Raw genomic sequence first — 24,844 nt, forward strand, 5'->3', positions numbered from 1 at the left:
GGCGTTGGGGTTCAACACTCTTTTCTTTTCCCCGCGCGGCGGGTAGAGAATGGGCCACGACCATCAAGGAGCCAGCCATGAACAACAGGAAACCCGGCATTGAAACCCTGGCCCTGCACGCCGGGCAGACCCCCGACAGCCAGACCCGGTCCCGGGCCGTGCCCATCTACCAGACCACCTCCTACACCTTCCGCGATTCCGACCACGCGGCCGACCTCTTCGCCCTCAAGGAGGCGGGCTACATCTATTCGCGCATCATGAACCCCACCAACGAGGTGCTGGAGACGCGCCTGGCGGCCATGCACGGCGGCACGGCCGCACTTGCCGTGGCCTCGGGCATGGCGGCCATCTTCTACGCCGTCACGTCCATCGCCCAGGCGGGGCAGAACATCGTGGCGGGGTCCAACCTCTACGGCGGCACGGTGACGCTCTTCGCCCACACCCTCAAGCGCTTCGGCATCGAGGCGCGCTTCGTGGAGTCCGCCGATCCCGCCAACTTCGCCCAGGCCATCGACAAGGACACGCGCCTGGTGTTCACCGAGTCCATCGGCAACCCCCGCTGCAACGTGGACGACCTGGAGGCCATCGCCCGCGTGGCCCACTCCCACGGGCTGCCGCTCATCGTGGACAACACCGTTTCTCCGCCGCCCATCCTCAATCCCTTCGACCTCGGGGCCGACGTGTGCGTCTACTCGCTCACCAAGATGATCGGCGGCCACGGCAACTCCATCGGCGGGGCCATCGTGGAGAAGGGCGGGTTCGACTGGACCGCAGGCGGACGCTACCCCGAGATCACCGAACCCGACCCCACCTACCACGGCATGAACTTCTTCAAGAGCTTCTGCGGGCTCGAAGAGGACCAGCTGCGCTGCATGGCCTACACCCTCAAGATCCGCTGCGGGCTCCTGCGCGACACCGGGGCCTGCCTTGCGCCCCTCAACGCCTTCCTGATCCTCCAGGGCGTGGAGACCCTGCCCCTGCGGGCCCGCACCCACTGCGAGAACGCCATGAAAGTGGCGTCCTTCCTGGCGACCCACCCGGCCGTGAGCTTCGTCAACTACGCCGGACTCTCCGGCCACCAGGATTTCGAGCGCGCCAGGCGCTTCTTCCCCATGGGGCCGGGCGCGGTGTTCGGCTTCGGGGTGAAGGGCGGCATCGAGGCCGGGCGCAAGTTCATCGATTCGGTGAAGCTCTGCTCGCACCTGGCCAACATCCTGGACGCCAAGACCCTGGTGATCCATCCTGCCTCCACCACCCATTCGCAGCTCACGCCCCAGGAGCAGCTGGACGCGGGGGTCACGCCGGATCTTGTGCGCATCTCCGTGGGCCTGGAGACGGCGGGCGACATCATGGCGGACCTGGACCAGGCCTTGGCGGCGAGCCAGTCGTGAAAGAGGGCAAGGAGAGGGGCAAGCAGGGCGTTCGAGCCGGGGCCGCCCCCGGGAGCTTCGGGGGGCGGCCCAAGAAGAGCCTCGGCCAGAACTTCCTCACGGACCCCAACGTGGCCCGGCGGATCGTTGCGTCGCTCGGCGTGGAGCCCGGCGACGCAGTGCTGGAGATCGGCCCCGGACGCGGCGCGCTCACGGGGTTTCTCATGGAGTCCGGGGCAGGGCGGGTGTTGGCCCTGGAAAAAGACCGCGACCTGGCCCCGGAGCTGCCCCGGCGCTTCCCGGGGCTCTGCGTGGTGAACGCCGACGCCATGCGCTTCGACTGGCAGCGCCTCGACCGCCTGCCCAGGGTGCGCGTGGTGGGCAACCTCCCCTACAATGTGGCCTCGCCCATCATGTGGGATCTGGCCTGGCTCTCGCAACGCTTCGCGCGGGCCGTTTTCATGGTGCAGCTGGAGGTGGCCGAACGCATCGTGGCGGTCCCGCGAACGGGGGACTACGGGGGGCTCTCGGTATGGCTGCAGAGCTTCGTCACTCCCGCGAAGCTCTTCAAGGTGGGGCCCAACGTCTTCACGCCCAGGCCCAAGGTGGATTCGGCCGTGGTGGCCTTCACGCCTCGCCCCGTCAGCGAACGACCCCGCGACCCCGGACGGCTGGCGCGGTTCGTCAAGCGCATTTTTTCAATGCGACGCAAGCAGTTGGGGCGCATCCTGGGCGCGGACATCACCCCAACGGCGGGAGCCTTCCTGGAGTCCCAAGGGCTTTCGACCCGCTGCAGACCCGAGGAGCTCACGCCGGGCCAGATCGTTCTTCTGATGCATGCCATGGGCGACGCTTGATGCCCGAAACGGCGCAAGAGGGGGCGCGGAGGCCCCCCCCAGAGCCCAGGAGGCCGCAAAAACAGGGCATTCCCGCTGGACAACACCCCATGATTGCTATAAGCCTGACCCGTCTTCCGTTCGTCTGGCTTGGCGGCGCGTCGCCGCTATGCGGCCGGATGTTCGGTCGGAATACATGTTTTTTCGCCTGCTAGCCCCGATGCGCCGAGGGCGTATCGCAACAGAACCCGAGGAGGAGAGGACCGATGACGAAGGCTGACCTGGTAGTCAAAATCGCTGAGAAGGCCGGCATCACCAAAGCCAACGCCGAACGCGCCCTGAACGCTTTCCTTGACGCCGTGGAGGGCACGCTGGTTTCCGACGGGAAGCTGACCCTGACCGGCTTCGGCACCTTCCTGGTGGAAGAGCGCCAGGCCCGCACCGGCCGCAACCCCCGTACCGGCGCCGAGATCAAGATTCCCGCCTCCAAGGTGGTGAAGTTCCGCCCCGGCAAGCTGCTCAAGGATTCCGTGAAGTAGTTCGACGGACGGCATCGCCGTCCAGGGCTCGGCGCTTCTCCAAAGCGCAGCCGCACGGAATGCCGACAGGCGCGGAAAACCGTCGGCCGTCCGGGGGGTGGCAGCGCGAAGAGATTTGAGCATCGGGGCCTACCTGCTGGGGTACGCCAGATCGCCGCCCGGTCGAAAGGCCGGGCGGTTTTTCGTCCGCGCCACATTGTTTGTCGATTTGCAAAATGAATGCTTGAACTTCCATGAGCAATTGGGTAGTCAGCCTCTTTGCCTGGAATATATTGGGTGTCCGGCGCTGCCGGACCGAACGAGGGGGTGATCTCTTTGCCCGGTGTCTATCTTGAAGAGTCCGACAACTTCGACATCTCCCTGCGCCGTTTCAAGAAGCAGGTGGAGAAGGCCGGCATCCTCTCGGAGCTGAAGAAACGTCAGCATTACGAAAAGCCGAGCGTCATGCGCAAGAAGAAGAAGGCGGCCGCCCGCAAGCGTCTGCTCAAGAAAATGCGCAAGATCAACCAGATGTAGAGAACCCCATCATGAGCCTGCTCCAGCGGATCGAACAGGACTGCCTGACCGCCTACAAGGCCCATGACGAAATCAAGGTGGCCGTCTTGAGAATGCTCAAGACGGCCGCCAAGAATCGTCAGGTGGAACTCCTGCGCCCCCTCACCGACGAGGAGGTGCTGGAGGTCGTGGCGCGGCAGGTGAAGCAGCGCCTGGAGTCCGTGGAGCAGTTCCGCAAGGCCGGACGCGCCGAGATGGCCGATCGCGAAGAGGCCGAAATGGCCGTGCTCAAGGGCTACCTTCCCGAGCAGCTCTCTGCGGAGGCCCTGGCGGCCGCTGTCGAGGAGGCCGTGACCCAGGCCGGAGCCGCCTCCATGAAGGACATGGGCAAGGTGATGCAGGCGCTCATGGCCCGGCACAAGGGCCGCATCGACGGCAAGGCCGCCGGCGAACTCGTCAAAGCAAGGCTCTCCTCCTGAGGCCCTGGCCGTCGGGAGCGCCGTCCCCACGCGAAGCCGCGCCGCACGCTGCGGCGCAACCGGTCGGACCGTCATCCATTCGGGGCCTCGCCATGAATCCTCGTCTTCCGCGCCGCGACGAATCCCAACGTCCTGAGCGTGCCCTCGCGAGCTGATCCCACATGCACTCCCGCGCACTCATTCAGTTGGAATTCAACAAGGTTCTTGCTCATCTCGCCCGGCTTGCCGTCAGCGAGCCCGGGGCGGACGCCTGCCTCGCCGTGGTCCCCATGGAAGACCCGGCCGAACTCTCCCGCGCCCAGGAACTCCTGCGTCAGGCCCGGGCCTGCGCCCAGGAGACGGGCCTGCGCTCCAGGGCCTTCCCCTCCCTGGAGGGCGTGCTGCGCTACCTGGGCCAGGCCCACCGCGTCCTGGACGCCGACGGCCTCTGGGCCGTGCGCGAGGCCCTGGAGGCCGCCCACGCCCTGCGCGAGCACTTCTCCGGCAGCCAGGAGCCCGTCCGGTGGCAGCTCCTGGCCGAAACCGCACTGGACGCCCCCTGGCCCCAGCGCCTGCACCCCGCCCTCAAGCGCTGTCTGGCCCGCGACGGCGGCCTGCGCGACGAGGCCAGCCCCGAACTCTTCTCCGTGCGCCAGGAAATCCGGCGAATCCACCAGCGCTGCACCAGCCAGGTCAAGGATTTCGTCTCCAAGGAGGGCCTCACCGTCTACCTCCAGGACGATTTCATGACCATTTCGTCCGACCGCTACGTGCTGCCCCTCAAGACCAACTTCAAGGGCCGCGTCCAGGGCATCATCCACGACTACTCCCAGACCGGCGAGACCTGCTACGTGGAACCCCTCTTCCTGGTCGAGGTGAACAACCGCCTCCAGGAACTCAAGCGCGAGGAGCGCGAGGAGGAGCAGAAGGTCCTGGTCTTCCTCACGGAGTTGGCTCGCCTGGAGGAGGACGCCCTGCGCGCCGCATACTCCCTGGCAGTGGAGTTCGACGTGCTCCTGGCCAAGGCCGAGCTGGCCTCGCTCCTGGACGGCCACGCCCCGGAGGTGGGCGGCGAGGGCTCCGTGGAACTCTTCGCCGCGCGCCACCCCCTGCTGGCCCTGGCCGATCCGCGCAAGGCCCGGCCCGTGGACATCCTGCTCAAGCCCGAGCAGCGCGCCCTGATCATCAGCGGGGCCAACGCGGCGGGCAAGACCGTGTGCCTGAAGACCCTGGGACTCACGGCCCTCATGGCCCTGGCCGGTCTGCCCGCAGCCTGCCGCGAAGGCAGCCGCATCCCTTTCTGGAACGCCGTGCACGTCTTCATGGGCGACGAACAGAGCCTGGAGGACCACCTCTCCACCTTCACGGCACAGATCAGCCATCTGAGCGGCGTCTGGGGCGATCTTGGCCCGCATTGCCTGGTGCTCCTGGACGAGTTCGGCGCGGGCACAGACCCCGCCCAGGGCGCGGCGCTGGCCCAGGCCGTGGTGGACAAGCTTCTGGAAAAGGGCGCGTTCGCGGCCGCCGCCACACACTTCCCGGCGCTCAAGGCCTACGGGCTCACCAAGCCCGGGGCGCGCTCGGCCTCCATGCTCTTCGATCCCTCCAGCAAGAAGCCGCTCTACGTGCTGGCCTACGATCAGGTGGGCGCGTCCGTGGCCCTGGACGTTGCCCGCGACTGCGGCCTGGACGACGCCGTGCTGGAGCAGGCCCAGAAGTACCTTCTCCTGGGCGGCGAGGACTCGGGACGCCTCTTCGAGCGCCTCAACGAGCTGGCCCTGGAGCGCGAGCGCGAGATCCAGGCCCTGGCCAAGGAGAAGCTCAAGCTGGAGGAGCGCCGCCGCAAGCTGGCCGAGACTTTCGAGAAGGAACGGGGCAGGCTCCTTGAAGAGCTTCGCCAGCAGGCCCGCGTCATTCTGCGTCAGGCCGAGCAGGAGAAGATCGGGCGCAAGCAGGCCCTGAAGGACCTGGCCGAGACCCGCCGCTCCGTGGAATCCCTGGGACGCGATGAAACCGCCGCCCAGGCCCCTGCCGCCCCGGCCTGGAACTGGGAGGACGCCCAGCCCGGCGCGCGCGTGCGCCTCAGGGGCTGGGACAAGGCGGGCGTGGTGCGCGAAAAGGACGAGAAGCGCCGAGCCCTCAAGGTGGACATGGGCGGCGTGAGCCTCTGGGCCGCCTTCGAGGACGTTTCGCCCCAGGCCGCCGCCTCCGCGACCCAGGCCGCCGCGAAGCCTCGCGCCGTCTCGGGACAGGCCCAGGAGCCAGGCCGCCAGGAGGCCCCGCCTGCCCCGTCCGGCCCGGCCATGGTGGTGGACCTGCGCGGACTGCGCGCCGACGCGGCCCTTTCGGAACTCGGCTGCGCCCTGGACAAGGCCATCCTGCGCGGCGTGGGCTCGCTGGAGGTGGTGCACGGCCGGGGCACGGGGGCCTTGCGCCGCGAGGTGCACGCCTTCCTGAAGGACTTTCCCGCCGTGGCCTCCTTCGCACTGGCCAATGAGGAGCGCGGCGGAGACGGCATGACCATGGTGGAACTGAAATAGACGCGCCCGGGGCTTGCCCCCGGTGGAAACGGACTTAGCTTGAGCCCAACCCAAACCACGGCGGAGCATGAAAAGCGACCCGCGGGCCATCCAGGCCCTCAAGTCCAGAATGGGCATCGCCGATGTGATCAGGCGGTACATGGCGCTCAAGCCTGCGGGGTCGCGGCTTGTGGGGCTGTGCCCATTTCACAACGAAAAGACGCCGTCGTTCTCCGTGAATCCGGACAAGGGCGTCTTCTACTGTTTCGGGTGCCAGGCCTCGGGCGACGTGATCGATTTCTACTGCCGTATCAACGGCCTGGACTTTCGGGAGGGTTTGGAGCAATTGGCCCGTGAAGCGGGCGTGGCCCTGGCTGACTACAAGCCGGACCCCAAGGAGGAGCAGCGCCGCAGGCAACGCCAGGCCGGCGCGCTGATGCACTCCCTGGCGCGCGACCACTACCGCGATCGCCTGCGCGGCCCCGAGGGCGGCCATGCCCGGGAATACCTGGAGCGACGCGGCGTGAGTCCCGAGACGGCGGAACTTTTCCAGCTGGGTTACGCCCCTGCGGACTACCACGGCCTGGAGGGGCTTCTGCGGCGCAAGGGATACCGGGAACAGGACGCCGTGGAGGCGGGGCTGCTGGTACAAGGCGACGACGGCCGCGTCTGGGACCGCTTCCGCGACCGGCTCATGTTCCCCATCCACGAGGTCTCGGGCAAGGTGGTGGCCTTCGGCGGACGGGTGATGGGCGAGGGAGAGCCCAAATACCTCAACAGTTCGGACTCGACGGTCTACAAGAAGGGGGAGCACCTCTACGGCCTGCATCAGGCCAGGCCCCACTTCACCAAGGCGGGCCGGGCGCTCTTGACCGAGGGCTACCTGGACGTGATCGCCCTGCACCAGCACGGCTTCCGGGAGGCCTGCGGGGTGCTGGGCACGGCGCTGACGCCCCAGCAGGTGAAGCGGCTCACGGGTTTCGTGCGCCAGGTGGCGCTGGTGTTCGACGGCGACGCGGCGGGCCTGAAGGCCGGGCTGCGCAGCGCCCGGATGCTTCTCGCCCAGGGCGCCGAGTGCCGGGTGGCGCTCATGCCCCAGGGCGAGGACGCCGACAGCCTTCTCAAGGCCGGAGGCGCGCAGGCCTTCCAGGCCTGTCTGGACGAGGCCCGCGAGGGGCTCGATTTCTGCCTCTCCACGGTGCGCGCCTCGCGCTCGTCCAAGGAGGTGGTGGACTGGGCCTTGGAATTTCTGGAGGAGCTTACCTCCGACGCCGTGCGCGCGGCCATGCTCACGCGCCTGGCCCACGGCCTGGGCGTTGGCGAGCACGAACTGCGCAACCTGGCGGCGCGGCGTGGCGCGCGCTCCCGTAAGGGCCGCGAGCAGGGCGGCGCACAGGGCAGGGCGGGCGAGGGGGCCAAGGGCGCGCCTTCCGGCGGCAAGGAGCGCGCCCCGAGCGTCGAGGCCCGCGCCGACGCCCAGGTGCTGGAATTCGCCATCCGTTGTCCGGATTTTCTTCCGGAGATGGAGCGGTTTGGAGTGTTCGAGACCCTGGCCACGCAGAGGGCCAGGGCTTTCTGGCGTCTTCTGGCCAGGTACGGGCAAAGCGACGTGCTGCCCTACCTGGACGAGCGCCAGAAGCGTTTCTGGGGACAATGCGCCAGCAAGGACCCTCTCCCCGAGGAGGAGGCCCGGAGCTGGTGGGAAGACATAACGGCCCATGCCGGCAAGGTGCGGGCCGAAGAGCGCAGGCGGGAGCTTATCGAGGCCATGCGGGTGGCGCGCGACAGGGGCGACTCCGAAGAGGAAAAGCGCCTCATGGCTGCATTCAGCGAGCTTGTGGGGAGGAATCAGTGAGCAACATCAAGGACATCCAGCAGATCAAAACCCTCATCGCCAAGGGCAAGGAGAAGGGCTTTCTCACCTTCGAGGAAGTCAACAAGGCCTTGCCCACGGAGCTGTCCGCCAATCCGGACCAGATCGAGGAAGTGATCTCCATCTTCGACTCCATGGACATCGCCATCGTCGATTCCGAAAAGGAGATGCGCAAGATCGAGGTCATGCCCGCCGAGGGCGAGGAGGCCCCCGAGGAGGGCGGTCTGGAACTCACCGAGAGCGAGGACGCGCTGGACTACTCCTCGCGTTCCACCGACCCCGTGCGCATGTACCTGCGCGAGATGGGCGCGGTGCCGCTGCTCGACCGCGACGGCGAGGTGAACATCGCCAAGAAGATCGAGAACGGCGAGATGGACGTGCTTTACGCCCTCGTCGAGGTGCCCGTGGCTCTGGAAGAGCTCATCCAGGTGGGCGAGGACCTCAAGCTCGGCCGCATCAAGCTCAAGGACGTGGTCAAGACCATCGAGGAAGACGACCCCTCCGAAGACGAGATGAACCAGCGCTCGCGGGTCATTCTGCTCCTGGACGAGCTCAAGGCCATCTTCAAGAAGCGCCGCAAGGTGTACTGCAAGCTCGATTCCTGCGCCTGCCTGGAACGCCGCGTGGCGGGCGTGCAACGCGAGATCATGGCCTTCAAGGACGAGGTGGTCAACCGCCTGCGAGACATCAAGCTGGAGAAGACTCTCATCGACCGCGTCATCGAGACCGTCGAGGACTACGTGCGCCAGATGCACAACTGCCAGCGCGACCTCTCGGCCTACATCCTCTCCACCGGGCGCACGCAGTCGGAAATCCAGAGCCTCTTCCAGCAGCTCGAAGCCCGCGACATCAACCCCATGGTGGCCGCCGAGTCCCTGTCCATGACCGTGGAGGAGGTCTTCTCCTTCAAGGAAATGATCATGGCCAAGATGGAGATCCTCCACCGCCTCCAGGACAAGTGCTGCCACCACGTATCGGACCTGGAGGAGGTGCTCTGGCGCATCAAGCGCGGCAACAACGCCGCCTCGCGCGCCAAGCAGGAGCTCATCCGGGCCAACCTGCGCCTGGTGGTCTCCATCGCCAAGAAGTACACCAACCGCGGTCTGCAGTTCCTGGACCTCATCCAGGAGGGCAACATCGGCCTGATGAAGGCCGTGGACAAGTTCGAGTACCAGCGGGGCTACAAGTTCTCCACCTACGCAACGTGGTGGATCCGCCAGGCCATCACCCGCGCCATCGCGGACCAGGCCCGCACCATCCGCATCCCCGTGCACATGATCGAAACCATCAACAAGCTCATCCGCACCTCCCGCTACCTCGTGCAGGAACTCGGGCGCGACCCCACCCCCGAGGAGATCGCCGAGCGCATGGACTACCCGCTGGAGAAGGTGAAGAAGGTCCTCAAGATCGCCAAGGAGCCCATTTCCCTGGAAACCCCCATCGGCGACGAAGAGGATTCCAGCCTGGGCGATTTCATCGAGGACAAGAAGGCCCTGGCCCCGGCCGAAGAGGTGGTGAACACCAAGCTCATGGAGCAGATCGCCCGCGTGCTTTCGGACCTCACCCCCCGCGAGGAGCAGGTGCTGCGCAAACGCTTCGGCATCGGCGAGAAGAGCGACCACACCCTCGAAGAAGTGGGCAAGCTCTTCAACGTCACGCGCGAGCGCATCCGCCAGATCGAGGCCAAGGCCCTGCGCAAGCTGCGCCACCCCGTGCGCAGCCAGCACCTGCGCAGCTACTACGAAAGCTAGGCCAGGGCCGCACGCCGGGAAGGACGACGCCTTTCGGGACAATGATCGAAAGCGCCGGGGGGCTGTGGCCGTCCGGCGCTTTGTTTTTTCCGATGGGGCGTTCTTGACCGGGCGGGAGATGGTGCCGGAGCGCTGGTGTGGGCGGGCGGACGCCCCGAACTGTCCGGGACGGTGCCGGGCAGCACGCCCCCGACCGTAACCGCGTCCTCCAAACGTCCGACTCCTGTCCGTGCGCCGCATCACGCGGCGCGAAACCCAAGGAGTCCCCAAGATGCGTCATCTCTTCGCCCTCGCGGCCGTGGCCTGCGTCCTCTCCGTCCTTTCGCCGTCCGTCCAGGCCCAACCCGCAGGCAAACACCGGCTCTTCGACCGCATGGACGCCAACCAGGACGGCTTCCTGACCAAGGCGGAAATCCAGAAGCAGTTCCCCGGCTTCACCGGCGAGATGTTCGCCCAGGCCGACGCCGACCGCGACGGCAGGCTCTCGCTGAGCGAGTGGCAGCCCTTCGTGCGGGAGATGAAGGCCCGACGTCAGGCAGGCGGGCTCTAGACGTTCTTGAGGCTCGCGCGGCGCGTCCGGATTCCGGCGTTGGCCGCCCGGGCCGCATCCCGTCTCCGTGGGGCCATCCACTGGTACATGAACGCTGCAGGCGGGGATATTTTAAGCGATACAGAGAAGATGTTGCTACAATGCTTTCTCTTGTCGAGTGTTTGCTGTGTATTGGCCGAATAAAAACGACAGGATTTACGTGAATTGTCCTTCCGCAGCCGGACGCGCATCGAAAGTTCACTCCTGGTGTTTAAGACCTGCTTGTCATTCGGTACGGACCATGTTGCCGACACGTTTTCTGTTCCACAAGCCCTTGCCTGACAGTGTGGATATGTTGTCTGTATTGAGTCTGTCAGCGATCTGTCTGTAAGACATGCCCTGTTGAAGACATTCGTCAATAATTTTCAAGGCAGTCTGTTTCCGCGCATGAAGTGTCTCGCGTAATGTCTTGGGTATGATGGCAGATAAGTCGCTTGCTGTTGTATGTTCCGTAGTCGCGCTGATGTCTGTAGGTGGTTGCTTCAATATTCTGTTGATCGGTACTCCCTGTGTCAGCATCAGTAGCACACTGTTTTGTTTTGAGAGATTCTCCGACATGATTTTGAAGTCGTTGATAAGGGAATCCTTGACCTCGATCTGTTTGTCCGCAATCGCAAGCCGTTGTCTAAGGAGTTCGTTTTCGCGAGCAAGCAGTTCATTGTGCAATATTATTGTGTCGTAGGCGGGGGTGGCTGCTAACTCTTGCGCGTTTAAGGAAGAGGGCGATTCCTTCTGTTGGTGTGGTTCCTTGTCGAGTGTATTGGTAGACCACATCGCCCACGAAGAATGGATTCCGTCTGCTCCGGGTAGCGAATCTTTGCTCATGGAATTCCTCTTTATTCGGATGTGGGGTGAGCATCCTTGTTGCATGGAAATGCACATGCAGGGAACGCGTCAATTATTGGTGGTAGTTGCGTTGCGTGTAGTGATAAGAATGAGTGATGGTGACGCTTCAATGTGTTTATAGTGGTGATGTAGTTTTCTTTAGTATGTGCGACAGTCTTATTGCGTATTGTTGTCCGATGTGTGTCGGGTTGTAATGAGTTGTAATGTGCCGGAATCCGCAGTGTGCTCGTGATGAAGCAATGTCGCTGTTCAAAACGACTTGTTTCATGCGCCACGCCAAATGATCAATATCCGGTTCGGCCCAGTGCATGCCGTCGCTAAATGGGTACTCGTCGCGTCCGACCGGAACGAGTTGGCTTCGAACCGGAAATCCCGTGCGTCCAGACAGGTAGTCTGTACTTCCGGAAAAGTCAGTGGCGATCACGGGTTTTCGGAGGAGCATTGCTTCCGCCAAGGTGCGGCCGAAACCTTCAGAGCGGTGCGGCGATACGTATGCATCGCATGCGGAAAAGAGGCCTGTCAAATCTGTTTTCGCCATGGTCCCGTCGATCATGAGAATGCGGTGGTCGTGTGATGCTTCGTGGGCAAATGATAGCCAAAGGGGAGAAAGCGTCTTGCTGTTCATGGTTTTCAACACCAGGCAAGCGGGTTCCGTGCCCAAGGGGAAGGCTTTCTTGAAGGCACGGAGTGCTGCCCAGGGGTTTTTTCGTGCCATGTAGGAGTTGAAGTCAAATGCGTAGAGAAAGTGGAACGCATGGTTGTCAAGGCCGAAATCTCGTTTGGCAAGTTGACAAGACTGTTCCACATGGACAGCCATGGGCATGAATAGCACTGGAACGGTTGCCGATCTGCTGAAAGACATTTCGGTAAATCTGCTTGAAGACCAGATTTCGTCGACGATATTGTATGCTTCGTGCCAGACCGTCGGCCAATCGGGAAGTTCCCATGGCCAATAGCCAATGTTGAACCTGTCGTGGAAGAGTTCCTCGCCACGTTCTAGCCATACCCTGGATGTGTCCATTCCTGTCAGGCAGAATAGGTTTACTGCATATGGTGCTTCTTCGCAAAGATAGTCATCGAGAGTGTTGTCCTCCTGTCTCGTGTCGGATCCACAGGGGATGTTGACGACGGAGAATGGTATTCCCGCTCGGGTCATGGCCAGGGCCGCCATGCGTGAGTCTTCGCCAATCCCCAACTCGCCTCGCGCATAACCGATGATGTTGACGCCAGCGGGTCTTTTCTTTTGCGGCAAGACTCGACGGATGGCGCCTTCTTTGCGTTGTGTGTCTGCCGGTTTATTCAGTAGTCGACTAATTGTGTCATGGAATTGAGTTTGTGATGCGTACCAATGGATAACGTCGCGCCGGGTGGTGCCTGATGTCAGATCGAGCAGGTTGGATTGTGGAAAGCGCCAGAGCCATGTCAGTACGGTGGCGTGCGTCAGGTGCGGATAGGCAGGATATGGTTGGTCGAGCCAGTGCGGAGGGTGATGCGACCAGTAAGGAGCGTGTCCCAGTTCGTTGATGCCATCCATGTAATACCATGCAAGGTAACGAAATTCTCCTTTTTGGCTTGTTATGTCAAATTCATCTTGAAGATGTTGCAGTGATTTCCATGTGTAGTTAGTGAGGATATTGTGGTATGGATAAGATTCCAGTTTGCATGAATATGGAGATAATAGTTTTGTGATTGTCTCGTTTGTGATGGAGTTGAAGAGGTTGTGTTCAGGGACGCCGAAAACAAAGAACCATCGTAAAAAGTTTGTGAGTCCACAAATGTCGTCCTGTGGGTATCGCCTTAAAACGTCGTCACGTACATTCCAGATGTACAGCATCAGGTGTGTGAGCGGGAAGCTGTGCTGGTCTGCTGCGGGGACTACGGGGTCATTGATGTTGTGGAAGTTTGATGGGTTGATGCGCTTGGATGCCGCAGGGTACTCTGTGTCTGCGTTCAACAACCACCATAATTCCATGTTTGTCTGCCACTGCGGGTCTGTGTCGGGAATTAGTTGGCGGATGTCGTCTCTGAGTAGCCAGGCGAAGTATAACTCGCGTGCAAGTTGAGTCTTTTTAGCCATGCTTGTCGCTCGTAGTATGATGGATGTGCTGTTGCAAATGGTTGGCGCAGCAAGTGATCGCGTAACTTGTCGTCGCATGTTGTGTTTGGAGGTTATCTGGTGAGTCTATGGATGTACAGTTTCGTGGCGCATCGTTTATTGCATGTTCATGCGTCGTGTTAATGCAATGTGCAGGAGTGTGTCGTTTATCTCTGTCGCTGTGGCATTCAGTGGCAGAAGAGAGCCGAAGCCGGTATTGAGGATTCTTTCCCGGGGTGCACCTATGGCGAAAGCGACTGGTAAGATATTGTATTCGAATGCGAAGTCTAGCGTGTAGCACCATGTTTCTGGCCATTGAGATGGATAGAGCGCTGCGACAGGATGGTGAAGCGCAATCATTTCTGAGATTTCAAGCTCTGAGTAATTACCTGTAACGTATGCACGTCCCGTTTCAAATAGTTTGTAGTCGTCAAGGGTGTGGCCGATCACCACAAAATCCAGTGGGAGGTCGCGAGCACGAGCATCGCGCGCACAGTTCAACGTGATATCGTACCCTTTGTGCTTCCCGATGGACCCGAACAGGGCGATTCGAAATCTGCCGCCTGCACCGAATGTGTGCATCACCCCAAGATTGAGGGTGTCTCTCGAGTGCGGCTTCACGATGATATTGTTTGACAGCGTTCGACGGTGATATCGTTCGGCGGTGTCGTTGCTGGGAGTCACGATGCTTGAAGATTGTGACATCAACGCATATGCGTCATCCATGTTTTCAGCGGCAAGTTTCGGTGCGTCAGCTGTTTGGCATGTTATACAATCCGATTGATCTTTGTCGCCGCAGTAGATGTTGTTCGCATCAAGGAGGTTGATTCTTGGGCAGTACCACCCGAAGTCATGTATCATGATGTGGTGTGGTATGTTGAGGCTGGATGGAATTTTCAATATGCATGCATGGATGTCAATGTGATGGTGAAAATGTACAACGGACGTGTTGATGTCTCGGAGCAGGGCCAGCAGGAAGTCGAATTCCTCTGGCAGTTCGAAAGTCAAGTTGGCCAGCTCAGGGGCGTTCTCGACAATCAGTTGCGTCAAGTGTTTCGAGTCTGTCGATACGGGTTGCAAGGTCGCCACCATGTAGCCGTTGTTCAGTAGTTCGACCGCCTCCTCCCTCAAGCGCCTGGCTGTCCCTCCCCCTCTGTTGTGGCATATTCGCAGCGCAAAGGGCCGTGAAGTCATCGCCTTGATGAGGCTTACGTCGACATTCCTGCGGAATCGTCTCAATGGATCCTTCCGGATGAACTTGTCGATGGTTCCCTGATAGCTTGGATATTTATTGTTCAGGCGGGCCAGATTGCATTCCAGCGCCGACTTGTGAGATTCACCGAAAGATGTTCGGCCGATATGGGTTACGAATACATCCGCTGCAGCTATGTTGCGCCAGCCAAGTTCTCTTGCGCGCAGGCAGAAATCGTTTTCCTCGCCGTATCCTTTGCCGAACATGTGCTCATCGAATCGCCCGACATCGTTGATACATGCTCGCTTGATGTACATGCAGAATCCGACGCCAGTTGGAATTTCACATGTTTCATGAGCGTTGCAGGATGCAAACAAGCTGTCGAGGTCGTCGCCACGGTAACTGGCTGTCGAGGCGGTGCTTGTGTCGTGAGAAGGATAGGAGCAAATCGAGCCGTTGTTAGAGAATGGAGTTGCCGTACCAATCGTTGGCGATGAATATGAAGAGCGAACCAGTCTGTCAATCCATGTGGAATATACTATTGTGTCGCTATTCAGCAGAACTACATCGTGTACTGTGTTTGCAGCGATGCCCCTGTTGATAGACCTGACGAATCCACTGTTTGTTGAATTTGTGATGAGTGTTAATTTGTTTTCATTGTGAAGGGTGCGAAGAAAAGATTTGATGCGGATGTCGCTGCTGGCGTCATCGATGACAATAACGTTCGTGTTAGTATTGTTCTCTGCAGCGAGTACAGAGCGAATGCATGTTCGCGTTGCTGAATAATCCTTGTAGACAGGAATGATGACGTCAACAGTTTTTGTGACCACGAAACCGTCAACCTTGCTGCATTTTTGCCGTCAATGATTGCAATAAGCGGATCCATTTGGCCTGTCTGTTTCGCAAAAGGTCCAGAACGGGTTTGCGGCACGATGCAGGCAATGGCGGGGGATCGTCCGGATTCTCGCCCACCTGCCTCAGCCAGCCGTTCATCTCTTGCAGTGCGTCCGCAAGTGTGTCCGCGTCGAACACGACCAACGGGGAGCCCTGTAATTCCTGATTGGACCTGTGTTCACGAACCCGCACGGTTTCGCAGGCCGTTCCATCGGTCAAGGGCCAACGGACCCTGAAGCCGTGCTTGCCGTCGTGAACTCCCTCGTCCACCAACTCTTCCCGGAAAGAGGACGCCAAGACACGCTGACGCTTTCCCGATTCGCCCTCCAATTCGACGACGAGCCTTTTCCCGGGCTTGCCCCTTTGCCATGCATGTCCAACGATCGTCCCGTCCTCTTCAGTGAAAACACGCCCCTCGACGTGCATCCGGGCGTCGGATGGACGGAGCGGAGCACCCGTGCAGAGCTTGCCGGGCGCAATCCTTGCCGTGAGTTCCACGTCCATGAGTTCCGGGGGGATGTGCTGCACAAAAGCATGGTCCCCCGGCAGCCCTGCCAGACGCAACGCCAAGTGGTCCTGATCTGCCCTCAGGTTGCCCAGGGAGATATTCCCCAGCGACAGTTCAACCTCGAACGTCTCGTCAGGGTTGGCCAGGCACAGGGCGAACCCCGTGAGCATGCCGTCTGACGCGAAAACCATCCCGAACGGCGCCCCCTGGCTTATGCTCGCCAGGTAGGCCAGCACAAGGGCTGCATCCTTTTCCGGGTCGCCTTCGCGCAGCAGCGTCGCAGCATGCGCTTCCAGGCATGTTCCGTCTTCGGCTGCGGGCGATGATTTCAGGACGACACGCAGGGCTTCGAGGTCCACGGGATCAAGAGCAAGGGCGGCAAGCGCTTCTCTGTGGGCCAGCCCCGGCAACCCGGCGTCGAACAGGCAACTGGCGTTGAGGCTCCGCGTCTCCGGCGTTTTCGGGGCGAGTCTGGCCATGCGGTCCGAGAATTTCAACGCCTGGCCGTGCAAGTCTGCCCTGCGGTAGAGCAGGCAAAGGCGCAACAAGGCTTCCGCATGGGTTGCCTGGTTGCCGAGCAGCCTGTGCGATCGGTCGATGGACGCCTGTACATCTCCCCGGGCGAGGAGCGCCTCGACCTGGGCCAGATCCTTTTCGAGGGATCCGGACAGGGGCGGGTCTGCGCGCCGGAGCGTCACTGCGCACGTCCTCCGAGCAGTTCCTTGAGGAGTTCGAGGTGCGCCGGTAGGCAGACCCTGTGACGGTCGAATCGTTCGACTGCCGTCCGGCGGGCTTCACGGCGTATCCCGGCGCTGCACGCATCGTCTGCGAGCGCCTCTGCGATGATGCGGGCCAGGGCTGGGGCGTCGAAAAAGTCCGTGAGCAGTCCGTTGCGTCCGTGTTCGACGACCTCCAGGAGCGGCGGCGTGGAGGAACCGACCACCAGACAGCCAGCCGCGAGAGCTTCGATCAGCGACCAGGAGAGCACGAAGGGGTAGGTGAGGTACACATGGCAGGCAGATACCTGGAGCGCTTTGAGGAAGTCTGGATAGGCCAGGGGGCCGAGAAAATGCACCCGGTCCAGATCGACGGGATTCTCACGGAGGCACGCCTCCCGCCAGCCTTGCGCGCCGTCGGGCGGGCGGGGTCCGTATCCGCGGCCTTCACCGCCGGCCACCAGCACCTGTGCGTTGGGACGAAGCTCCAGGAGTCGGGGCAGGGCGCGCATGAAGATGTGGAACCCCCGGTATGGCTCCAGAGTCCTGGAGAGGAACGTGACGATCTCGTCGCCGGATTGCAGGACGCGACCGCCGGGAAGCGTGAAACACGTCCGCGGGTCGGGCTTGATCAGGTCTGTGTCCACGCCCTCGTGGAGCACCTTGATCCTGTCGGCCCAATGGGCGGGAAAGCCCCGTTGCTGCCAGAGGGTCGGGCTCACGGCGGCATCGCATGCGTTGAGCGCGTGCAGGGTTGGCAGGTTGTGCAGCGCCAGCAGAGGAGCCTGCATGAGGGGCAGGGGAAACTCCGGATCGAACCCCACGTCCGCACCGTGCATTCTGTAGAAATGCTCGCAGTAGACGATGCTCTTTGCTCGCGGAAACACGTCGTGCAGGAACAGAGCCTCACCCCAGCCGGGATGGACATAGATGACGTCCGGGTAGAATCCGGCGTCCTTCAAGGCGAGCGCCGCATCGAAGGCGGCGGCTCCACGCCGCACGTGATGGTCCGTGTGTTCCGCATACGGATGGACGCCCGTGCCGGCCCGGCCCGGCGCGTCATAAGCGGAATAACGAACGCCGAAGACGGGGGCCGCGCCGGAGCGCTCGCAGATCGCGGCGACATGGGCGTCGCCGCGCCTGAGAAAATGCGAAACCAGGCCGATGAATTGGCCTGGAAAGCTCCGGTGGACGAAAAGCACGGAGATCATGCTTCGCGCTCCCCCGTGCAGGAGGGGGTCAGCGCCTGGGGACAATCCGCAGCCACAAGGACTCCAGCGCGTCTCCGGGGACGTTGGAGTGAAGGAACTGGCCGTTGACGCATTCGGCCGACTGCCCGGCCTGAATGAAGGTGCCGGAATAAACCACGTCGTAGCGTTCGGCGGACTCCCCGCCAAGCCGTGCCACAAACCCGGAGAGGGGCAATCCCATGCCCTTTGAGCCGGAAAAGTACGGGAACGAGGTCCAGGGGCTCATGGCGCCGTCGTGGGCAACGGTCGCGTACTCCAGGTCTCCGGCGGGGATGCCTTCCGGCTTGAAGGCCACGGCCTCGAGCCGCAGGCGCGACTGGGGCGAGCCGACGGGCCTCCCCGACTCGGCCATCACGTCTCCCCGGCTCTGGATGTGTCCGCATGTTTGGACCATCGGGGCGTTGCGCGGCGCATGGAAACCGCCTGCCGGCCGTACGGGGGGCGCGCCAGCTCCGCAGGCGGCATCGAAGGGAGGTTTGAAGCCTTGCTGCGCGTAGGGGCTGACAAAAGGCCTGGCCTGGGGGAGCCCTGCCGGGGTGCGTGGGTCCGACGCCGCAGGCCGGGGCTGGGCTCCCGGAGCGGAATTGCCTGCCCAGGTTGCCTTTGGGGGGGCGACGCCCGGGCCGAAAGGCGAGGCCAGTGACCGCGCGGGGTCCTGACGTCCGGTCGCCGCAGCCGAGGGGCTTCCGTGCAAGGGAGCGAAGTGGCCGCCGGGGCTGCCCGGCGCATTGGCCGCGAAAGGATCAGGCGCCTGGCCCGGCTGCTCACGGACCGGGGCGGGCCCCAGCTTCACGACGTTCACGTGCACCCCGCTCGTGGCGAAGTCGCCGGGCCTCAGGGTGATGAAGGCCACGATCGCCCCCGGCGCGCCCACTTCCACCGTGACGGGATTGCCCGTTCCGATGATCCAGGCCGACGGCTTGCCGTCCACGGTCGCGCAGGCGGACGAGGGGAGGGCCGCCGCGAGCACGTTGGGAAACTGGACTCCGACGATTTCGCGCGGGGGATGGTCCATGCGTGCGATGGAGACGAGGTAGCGTCCTGGCGGAAAGGGGATGAGGTTCAACTCCGGCACGAGCAGGGGGGGGGTGTGGTTGCCTGCGGCGTGCGGCGAGTGGCTGGCGGAAGTGTCCATCGTGCGCTCCTCGGGTGTCGGGCTAGCGTTCGCGGATCGAGTCGTCAATGGCTCGCAGTATGGGGTACAGCAGGTAGGTGATCACTTTGCGTTGCCCCACGGTGATGTTGGCCTCCAGGGTCATCCCCGGAATGAGCCTGAAATCGCCGGGAAGGTTCCTGAGCTTCGAAACGTCGCTGATCTCCAGACGCGCCGGGTAGTAGGCGGTCGGGCCGTGTCCGGCGGCGTCCTTGACGAGGGAGTCCTCGCCCACGGATCGGAGCTTGCCGTGCATGATGCCGTACCGGTGGTACGGGAAGGCCTCCAGTTTCATCGCGGCGGGGTCGTTGGCCCTGATGAAGCCGATGTCGCGCGGTTCGATGTACACCTCCGCCTCAAGAGGCGACTGCATGGGCGCAAGCACCAGGATGGGCTCGCCGGATTTCACCACGCTGGAGCTCGGATATTTCTGAATGTCCAGAACCATGGCCTGCACCGGCGAGGTGAGCGTGGAAAGCTCCCTCTGGCGGGTTGCCTTGGCCAGCTCGTTGCCGATGGCCTCCAGTTCCTTGTCGTTGTCGGCGATCTCCTGCGAGAGGCTGCTGTGGCGCTGTTTGACGTAGGCTTCCCTTTCCGCCTGGATCTGGACCAGCAGCTTCTTGGAGGCCTCCAGGTCCTTTTTGGTCCTTTCGTTGTTTGCGATCAGGTTGGCGTGGGCGTTCTGCGCGTCGAGATAGGAGAGTTTCGAGTCCACGCCCTGCTTGTACACCTCGGAACGCATGCCCAGCACCTCTCGGCCGATGTTCTCCTGGCGTGCCGACGTGGCCACCTGGCGCTCCAGGGACTGGACGTTGCCGGTGACCTCCGCGATGCGCGAATCGTAACCGCGCAACCTGGCGCGGTGCTCTTCCAGGCGGTCGGCGTGGAGCCTGCGCTGCAGGAACTGCTCGGAGGGTGAGGCCTCTGCGGAGGGCGTGAAAGGCGTGTCGGAGAGTTCGCTTCTCAAGCGTGACAGCACGAGGCGCGCGCGGGCCTGGTTGAAACGCAGCTGGGCCTCGTTGGCCTCGGGGACCGTCGGGTCCAGGGTGACCAGCACCTCGTTGGGCTTGACGATCTGACCGATGCGCACCTCGATCGACTTGACGGTGGAGTCGTTGAGCGCGGCGATGGTCAGGCCCTTGCCCTGCGCCACCACCTTCCCTTTGGCGTTGACCACGATGTCCACATCGGCAAGGCACGCCCAGAGAGTCAGGAAGGCGATCAGCGTGATCAGCGCGATGGTGGTGAGCCGCGCGGCCCTCGGCAGGGGCGCGTGCTCGATTTCGAGGTGGTCCGGCAGGAAATGGACCGCCTCCGGATAGATATCCAGGACGTTGTTCTTGTTCTCTATTTTCTTGGGCAGGTTCTGGGCCATACTGTTCCGTTCACACGCCTGGCGCGTTCAGCGATGCGCTCACGATGTGCCTGTTCTGCTTGTGCCACAGGTCCGCGTAGAGCTTGCACGACCGGAGCAATTCATGATGCGGCGCGTTGGCGATGAGTTTTCCCTGGTCCAGAACCACGATGCTGTGCGCAGAGGCCAGCATGGAGAGGCGGTGGCTCACGATGATCATCGTGCGCCCGTGCGCGATGCCGGCCAGGTTCGCCTGGATGATGGACTCGGACTCGGCGTCCAGCGCGCTGGTGGCCTCGTCCAGGATCAGGATGCGCGGCTGCATGAGCAGGGCGCGGGCGATGGCCATGCGCTGGCGCTGCCCGCCCGAGAGGTTCGCGCCGCCCTCCACGATGGCCGTGTCGTACCCCTGGGGCAGCCTCTGAATGAATTCGTCGGCCCCCGCGAGCCGGGAAGCCATGACGATCTCCTCGAAGGTGGCCCTGGGGTTGGCGGCGGCGATGTTCTGCCGGACGCTGCCCTGGAAGAGAAAATTCTCCTGGAGGACCACCCCGATGGAGCGCCTCAGATGGGAGAGCTCGATGTCGCGCAGGTCGTTGCCGTCCACGGCGATCCTGCCCCGCTGCACCGGGTAGAGCCCCTGGATCAGCCGCGTGAGGGTGGACTTGCCGGAGCCGGAGCGCCCGACGACGCCGATCACCGCTCCCTGCGGGATGTGCAGGGACACGTCCTCCAGCGCGGGCGGGGCGCCGGGCGCGTACTGGAAGGTGACCCGCTCGATGGCGATGCTCCCCGCGATGGGCAGCACGAGCCCGCGCGAGTTGAGCGGGCGCTCCGTCGGCCGGTTCATGATCTCGCCCAGCATGGTCACCGACAGCCCGATCTCCTGGTATTCGTGGATGATCGAAACCAGTTGCACGAGCGGCTCGGTCACGCGGCTGCCCAGCATCTGGAAGGCCACCACGGAGCCGACCGAGAGCTCGTTGTCGAAGATGAGCGTGGAGCCGATCCAGACGATGAGCAGGCCCGTGAGCTGCTTGAGAAACCCCGTGGACGAGGCAAGGATGGCCGAAAGTTTCTGGACGCCGAACGAGGTGATCACCGATTTGGCGCTGGAGTTCTCCCATGTTTTGGTGTGCAGGGGCTCAAGCGACAGGGACTTGATGGTGTGGATGCCGCGCACCGATTCCACAAGGTGCGAGTTGCGCAGCGCCTCGGCGCGGTAGTGGGTCTTGAGTCTGGTGCGGAAGGAGCGCATGGCCAGGCCCATCATGCAGGCGATGATCAGTGCGATGCCCAGCACCACGGCCGTGAGGACCTTGCTGTAGAAGAACAGGAGCGGCAAGAGGACAAGCAGGATCGACATGTCCAGCACGGACATGAACACGCGTCCGGTCATGAATTCGCGGATGCGGTCCTTCTGCGCGATGTGCTTGAGCAGCACGCCCGACGGCGTGTGGTCGAAGAAGTCGATGGGAAGCCGGAGCATGTGGTTGTAGACCACCTTGGCCAGCCTGAGGTCCATCTTGTTGGTGGCGAAGAGGAGCATGTACCGCTTCAGGTAGTTGAGCAGGCCCTCGATGACGTAGACGCCCAGCAGGCCTACGGAAAGGACCGTCAGCGTCTGAACGCTCTGGTTGCCCACCACCTTGTCCAGCACGATCTGCATGTACATGGGGAAGGACAGGCTGAGCACGTTGGTGGCCAGCGTCGCCAGGGCGATGTCGCGGAACACCTTCTTCTGTCGGAACATCTCGGGGATGAACCAGGAGAGGCCGAAAGGCTGGTCCTCGTCCGTGACGCGGTATTCCTTCTTGAGGAAGATGATCTTCCCGTCCCAGACGGCATCCAGTTGCTCCCTGGTCCAGAACTGGAACTGCATCACCCCGCTGGCGGGGTCCACGTAGGCGATGTCGCCCTGGTCCTTGGTGCCGCGCACGCCGGAGAGGATGATGTAGCGCCCGTCCTTCAGGAGGGCGATGACAGGGTAGGCTTCGCCGAGGCGGAACAGCTTCTCCGACGTGAGTTTGGTCAATTTGCTCTTGAAGCCGTGCTCGCGGACGATCCTGAGCATGAGGGCGGGATCGATCTGCTCTTCCGTGAGGGTGTATTTATGGATCAGGCTCTCGGGCGTGACGTCCTGATGGTAATGCCGAAGGACCAGGACCAGGCAGAGCAGGCCGGAGTTGGGCTGGTCGAAGGATACGGACATGAACGGCTTCCAGTCTGGGCTGCGTCGTTATCTTTTGAAGAACATGGAAACCATCCGGAATGCGGAACGCAGGATTTCCAGATAGGCACGGGGAAAGGCGCTTTCGTACTTGTTCTCGTCGTGCACGCCGCGCTGCCTGAACGTGATGTTGCGTTCCGTGCGGCCGTAGAGCGACGAAGTTCCGAAGTTGTGCTTCTCGAACACCGGCTCCGAGGGCGTCTTGGCGTTCTGTTCCTCGCCGTCCTGTCGGAATCTGAGGGAGACCGGATCGTCTGGCGTCATGACTGGCCGGGAGGGGTTGGGCATGGGGCGTGGGAGTAAAGGCGAGGCCCGCCCATCAGCGGGGTTCCGGCCACGCTGACCTCCATGCTGTGGGGCAGCCCGTCCCGGTATTCGAGGGGAATCTCCCAGTTGAAGCCGCAGTAGCCGTCGCCGTGCCCGGCCTCCAGCACGTCCGCGCGGTAACGATCCGCCCGCACGGTGAAATCCCGGTTGCCGTCCACCGTGATTTTCATGTCCAGCCGCCGCGTGGGGAAAGCCATGTGCAGGGCCCATCCGCTCACGGCGTCGTGCTGGATCGGGTCGAAATGGCCCTTGATGCCCGAGGACGTGAGCATGACGAACCGCACGCCGTGCAACTCCAGGGAAAAGCCAGCCACTTCCGGGGGGCCGAAGCTGAGAATGCGCCGGTGCAACTCGTCAGGGGCGATGTCCGGGCGCAGTTGCACCATCGCCTGGTAGTCCGCCGTGGTCCGCTTCGTTCCCGTCCAGGCGTATCCGGAGGCGGAGGGGATCATGCCGGGCGAGGTGAGCTGCCTGGCCAGCTTGCAGAGGAGGGAGTGCGCCATCCGGCGGGCGGTTTCGGCGTAGACCAGACGGTGCGATCCGGGGGGGACGGGGAGCCGGGCCACGTCGAGGACGGGGCCCTCGTCGACCCTCTCGGTCATTTCGTGGAGCGTTGCGCCGAAGGTCTGTGCCTTCTCGTAGCAGGCCCAGGCCTCCGGGGCCGTGCCGGGATAGTCCGGCGTTGCCGGGTGGAAATTGTAGGCCCCCAGATCGAAACGGCGCAGGACATCGGCGGGGATGATCTCGTGGTGCAGGTAGGAGAGCAGGCGAACCCCCGGACCCGCCTTGTCGAGGGCAAGCCGGAGGGCGGAGAGGTTGCCGACCAGATGGATTTGGCAGCCCGCGGGTGCGTTGGCCTCGAGAACGCCCTTGAAGGTCGGGAGGTGCTCCGCCGAGCAGAGGCCGAAGACATCCATTCGCTTGTCCTGCATGATACGAGAGCCTCTCCACCGAAACCACGTACGGAGCTTGGCCGGAGGCCCTTGCGCCCTGCCGTGACAGGCGGCGCTAACTGAAGAAGTTGAACGTGGTTCCGCCGCTGCCGAAGAGCGAAGAGAAGTCCAGGGTGCTGCCCGACGACGCGAAGCCGCTCAAAAGGTTGCTGGACGAGCCGCCGAAAAGCGAAGTCAGGTCCAGGCCCGTGCCGCCGACAACGGTGCTTCCGCTCCCGCCGAAGAGGGAGGTCAGGTCGACACCCGTGCCGCCGATCACGGTGCTTGTCGTGCCCTGCCCGAACAGGGAGCCCACGGTGAAGCCGGTTCCGCCGGCAACTGTGGTGTTGGTCCCGCCGCTGAAGAGGGAGGTCAGGTCGACACCCGTGCCGCCGACCACGGTGCCGGTGGTGCCCTGCCCGAACAGGGAGCCTACGGTGAATCCGGTTCCGCCGACAACTGTGGAGTTGGTCCCGCCGCCGAAAAGGGAGGTCAGGTCGAAACCCGTGCCGCCGACCACGGTGCCGGACAAACCTGTGCCCCCCAGGTTCGCGAACAGGCTGGAAAAGTCGAAGAGTCCACCGCTGCCGCTTAACGTCGCCATGGCCTTACTCCTGATTTACATGGGTGGTTCAGGTCCCGGTCCCCTCGGGAATGCTTCCTGCCGTTCGAGCGTGTGCAATTCACTGAATTAGTATCGCTACCTGTAACCTTTCCCACGCGTGCCGTCCAGTGCCAGTCCGACAAGCCTTCCAATCTTGCCGCGCATCTGCGGGCGGAACTCTCGGTGCGGTCGGAAACGTCCTCAAACGTTTCCTATCGGCTCCGCGAACCGAATGTTTAGGCTTGCGTCAGAGATGCCGGACGGGGAACAGCAAGGCGGCAAAAAAGCAAGCGGGCGGCCTAGCTTCACCAGC

The 24,844-nt window shown here is 62.8% G+C and carries 20 protein-coding genes; 9 read left to right on the forward strand and 11 right to left on the reverse strand.

The genetic code is table 11. The features are described from left to right. The first annotated feature begins 77 nt into the window (after nucleotides 1-77). The 9 genes from ACV4UX_RS01510 to ACV4UX_RS01550 all read left to right on the forward strand — a co-directional run bounded on the left by ACV4UX_RS01510 (nucleotide 78) and on the right by ACV4UX_RS01550 (nucleotide 10,391). A complete protein-coding gene (locus ACV4UX_RS01510; protein ID WP_491591569.1) occupies nucleotides 78-1,391 on the forward strand; it encodes an O-acetylhomoserine aminocarboxypropyltransferase/cysteine synthase family protein in 1,314 nt (437 codons plus the stop codon). Then, the gene (rsmA, locus tag ACV4UX_RS01515; RefSeq protein WP_491591570.1) at nucleotides 1,388-2,227 is read left to right on the forward strand and encodes a 16S rRNA (adenine(1518)-N(6)/adenine(1519)-N(6))-dimethyltransferase RsmA; all 840 of its coding nucleotides are present in this window, start codon (nucleotides 1,388-1,390) and stop codon (nucleotides 2,225-2,227) included. The genes ACV4UX_RS01510 and rsmA overlap by 4 nt, the downstream gene beginning before the upstream one ends. Nucleotides 2,228-2,472: 245 nt before the next feature. Further along, the gene (locus ACV4UX_RS01520; protein ID WP_173080231.1) at nucleotides 2,473-2,745 is read left to right on the forward strand and encodes an HU family DNA-binding protein; all 273 of its coding nucleotides are present in this window, start codon (nucleotides 2,473-2,475) and stop codon (nucleotides 2,743-2,745) included. A 315-nt stretch (nucleotides 2,746-3,060) separates the two neighbouring features. Next, a complete protein-coding gene (gene rpsU / locus ACV4UX_RS01525; RefSeq protein ID WP_173081155.1) occupies nucleotides 3,061-3,261 on the forward strand; it encodes a 30S ribosomal protein S21 in 201 nt (66 codons plus the stop codon). 11 nt (nucleotides 3,262-3,272) lie between these two features. Further along, on the forward strand, nucleotides 3,273-3,719 hold the full coding sequence (locus tag ACV4UX_RS01530) for a GatB/YqeY domain-containing protein (RefSeq protein WP_491591571.1): 447 nt from the start codon (nucleotides 3,273-3,275) through the stop codon (nucleotides 3,717-3,719). Nucleotides 3,720-3,880: 161 nt separating this feature from the next. Beyond that, nucleotides 3,881-6,238, forward strand: a complete 2,358-nt coding sequence (locus ACV4UX_RS01535) for an endonuclease MutS2 (RefSeq protein WP_491591572.1) — start codon at nucleotides 3,881-3,883, stop codon at nucleotides 6,236-6,238. Nucleotides 6,239-6,305: 67 nt separating this feature from the next. Continuing rightward, nucleotides 6,306-8,072 (forward strand): DNA primase, encoded by a 1,767-nt coding sequence (gene dnaG / locus ACV4UX_RS01540; RefSeq protein ID WP_491591573.1) that lies wholly within the window; start codon nucleotides 6,306-6,308, stop codon nucleotides 8,070-8,072. Next, nucleotides 8,069-9,841: an RNA polymerase sigma factor RpoD gene (rpoD, locus tag ACV4UX_RS01545; RefSeq protein ID WP_173080223.1), complete on the forward strand. Its 1,773-nt coding sequence runs from the start codon at nucleotides 8,069-8,071 to the stop codon at nucleotides 9,839-9,841. The genes dnaG and rpoD overlap by 4 nt, the downstream gene beginning before the upstream one ends. A 271-nt stretch (nucleotides 9,842-10,112) precedes the next feature. Then, nucleotides 10,113-10,391: an EF-hand domain-containing protein gene (locus ACV4UX_RS01550; protein WP_491591574.1), complete on the forward strand. Its 279-nt coding sequence runs from the start codon at nucleotides 10,113-10,115 to the stop codon at nucleotides 10,389-10,391. A gap of 264 nt (nucleotides 10,392-10,655) precedes the next feature. Here the strand turns inward: ACV4UX_RS01550 and ACV4UX_RS01555 are convergent, their stop codons facing one another. From ACV4UX_RS01555 to ACV4UX_RS01605, 11 genes are all read right to left on the reverse strand, one after another. Continuing rightward, a complete protein-coding gene (locus tag ACV4UX_RS01555; RefSeq protein WP_491591575.1) occupies nucleotides 10,656-11,255 on the reverse strand; it encodes a recombinase family protein in 600 nt (199 codons plus the stop codon). A 136-nt stretch (nucleotides 11,256-11,391) separates the two neighbouring features. Further along, nucleotides 11,392-13,353 (reverse strand): glycosyltransferase, encoded by a 1,962-nt coding sequence (locus ACV4UX_RS01560; RefSeq protein ID WP_491591576.1) that lies wholly within the window; start codon nucleotides 13,351-13,353, stop codon nucleotides 11,392-11,394. 135 nt (nucleotides 13,354-13,488) lie between these two features. Beyond that, on the reverse strand, nucleotides 13,489-15,393 hold the full coding sequence (locus ACV4UX_RS01565) for a glycosyltransferase (RefSeq protein WP_491591577.1): 1,905 nt from the start codon (nucleotides 15,391-15,393) through the stop codon (nucleotides 13,489-13,491). 7 nt (nucleotides 15,394-15,400) lie between these two features. Then, nucleotides 15,401-16,663 carry a hypothetical protein gene (locus ACV4UX_RS01570; protein ID WP_491591578.1) on the reverse strand — a complete coding sequence of 421 codons (1,263 nt, stop codon included), beginning with the start codon at nucleotides 16,661-16,663 and terminating at the stop codon, nucleotides 15,401-15,403. Beyond that, a complete protein-coding gene (locus tag ACV4UX_RS01575; protein ID WP_491591579.1) occupies nucleotides 16,660-17,892 on the reverse strand; it encodes a glycosyltransferase in 1,233 nt (410 codons plus the stop codon). The genes ACV4UX_RS01570 and ACV4UX_RS01575 overlap by 4 nt, the downstream gene beginning before the upstream one ends. A 28-nt stretch (nucleotides 17,893-17,920) precedes the next feature. Then, entirely contained in the window at nucleotides 17,921-19,066 is a 1,146-nt protein-coding gene (locus ACV4UX_RS01580; RefSeq protein WP_491591580.1) for a hypothetical protein, read from the reverse strand. A 22-nt stretch (nucleotides 19,067-19,088) separates the two neighbouring features. After that, complete coding sequence (locus ACV4UX_RS01585) at nucleotides 19,089-20,459, reverse strand: HlyD family type I secretion periplasmic adaptor subunit (protein WP_491591581.1); 1,371 nt, start codon at nucleotides 20,457-20,459, stop codon at nucleotides 19,089-19,091. Nucleotides 20,460-20,469: 10 nt separating this feature from the next. Further along, the gene (locus ACV4UX_RS01590) at nucleotides 20,470-22,650 is read right to left on the reverse strand and encodes a peptidase domain-containing ABC transporter (RefSeq protein ID WP_491591582.1); all 2,181 of its coding nucleotides are present in this window, start codon (nucleotides 22,648-22,650) and stop codon (nucleotides 20,470-20,472) included. A 27-nt stretch (nucleotides 22,651-22,677) separates the two neighbouring features. Continuing rightward, nucleotides 22,678-22,932 (reverse strand): hypothetical protein, encoded by a 255-nt coding sequence (locus ACV4UX_RS01595; protein WP_491591583.1) that lies wholly within the window; start codon nucleotides 22,930-22,932, stop codon nucleotides 22,678-22,680. Beyond that, on the reverse strand, nucleotides 22,929-23,927 hold the full coding sequence (locus ACV4UX_RS01600; RefSeq protein ID WP_491591584.1) for a formyltransferase family protein: 999 nt from the start codon (nucleotides 23,925-23,927) through the stop codon (nucleotides 22,929-22,931). Before ACV4UX_RS01600 ends, ACV4UX_RS01595 begins: the two co-directional genes overlap by 4 nt. 76 nt (nucleotides 23,928-24,003) lie before the next feature. After that, nucleotides 24,004-24,531 carry a hypothetical protein gene (locus ACV4UX_RS01605; protein ID WP_491591585.1) on the reverse strand — a complete coding sequence of 176 codons (528 nt, stop codon included), beginning with the start codon at nucleotides 24,529-24,531 and terminating at the stop codon, nucleotides 24,004-24,006. Between the last annotated feature and the right edge of the window lie 313 nt (nucleotides 24,532-24,844).

This window comes from Fundidesulfovibrio sp. (genome assembly GCF_058402725.1).

What these genes read in the sequence shown, in the direction of transcription:
- ACV4UX_RS01560 (WP_491591576.1), bottom strand. Translation starts at nt 13,353, where the DNA reads ATGGCTAAAAAGACTCAACTTGCACGCGAGTTATACTTCGCCTGGCTA.
- ACV4UX_RS01520 (WP_173080231.1), top strand. Translation starts at nt 2,473, where the DNA reads ATGACGAAGGCTGACCTGGTAGTCAAAATCGCTGAGAAGGCCGGCATC.
- ACV4UX_RS01585 (WP_491591581.1), bottom strand. Translation starts at nt 20,459, where the DNA reads ATGGCCCAGAACCTGCCCAAGAAAATAGAGAACAAGAACAACGTCCTG.
- ACV4UX_RS01580 (WP_491591580.1), bottom strand. Translation starts at nt 19,066, where the DNA reads ATGGACACTTCCGCCAGCCACTCGCCGCACGCCGCAGGCAACCACACC.
- ACV4UX_RS01595 (WP_491591583.1), bottom strand. Translation starts at nt 22,932, where the DNA reads ATGACGCCAGACGATCCGGTCTCCCTCAGATTCCGACAGGACGGCGAG.
- ACV4UX_RS01555 (WP_491591575.1), bottom strand. Translation starts at nt 11,255, where the DNA reads ATGAGCAAAGATTCGCTACCCGGAGCAGACGGAATCCATTCTTCGTGG.
- ACV4UX_RS01575 (WP_491591579.1), bottom strand. Translation starts at nt 17,892, where the DNA reads ATGATCTCCGTGCTTTTCGTCCACCGGAGCTTTCCAGGCCAATTCATC.
- ACV4UX_RS01510 (WP_491591569.1), top strand. Translation starts at nt 78, where the DNA reads ATGAACAACAGGAAACCCGGCATTGAAACCCTGGCCCTGCACGCCGGG.
- dnaG (WP_491591573.1), top strand. Translation starts at nt 6,306, where the DNA reads ATGAAAAGCGACCCGCGGGCCATCCAGGCCCTCAAGTCCAGAATGGGC.
- ACV4UX_RS01590 (WP_491591582.1), bottom strand. Translation starts at nt 22,650, where the DNA reads ATGTCCGTATCCTTCGACCAGCCCAACTCCGGCCTGCTCTGCCTGGTC.
- ACV4UX_RS01600 (WP_491591584.1), bottom strand. Translation starts at nt 23,927, where the DNA reads ATGCAGGACAAGCGAATGGATGTCTTCGGCCTCTGCTCGGCGGAGCAC.
- ACV4UX_RS01535 (WP_491591572.1), top strand. Translation starts at nt 3,881, where the DNA reads ATGCACTCCCGCGCACTCATTCAGTTGGAATTCAACAAGGTTCTTGCT.
- ACV4UX_RS01605 (WP_491591585.1), bottom strand. Translation starts at nt 24,531, where the DNA reads ATGGCGACGTTAAGCGGCAGCGGTGGACTCTTCGACTTTTCCAGCCTG.
- ACV4UX_RS01530 (WP_491591571.1), top strand. Translation starts at nt 3,273, where the DNA reads ATGAGCCTGCTCCAGCGGATCGAACAGGACTGCCTGACCGCCTACAAG.
- ACV4UX_RS01550 (WP_491591574.1), top strand. Translation starts at nt 10,113, where the DNA reads ATGCGTCATCTCTTCGCCCTCGCGGCCGTGGCCTGCGTCCTCTCCGTC.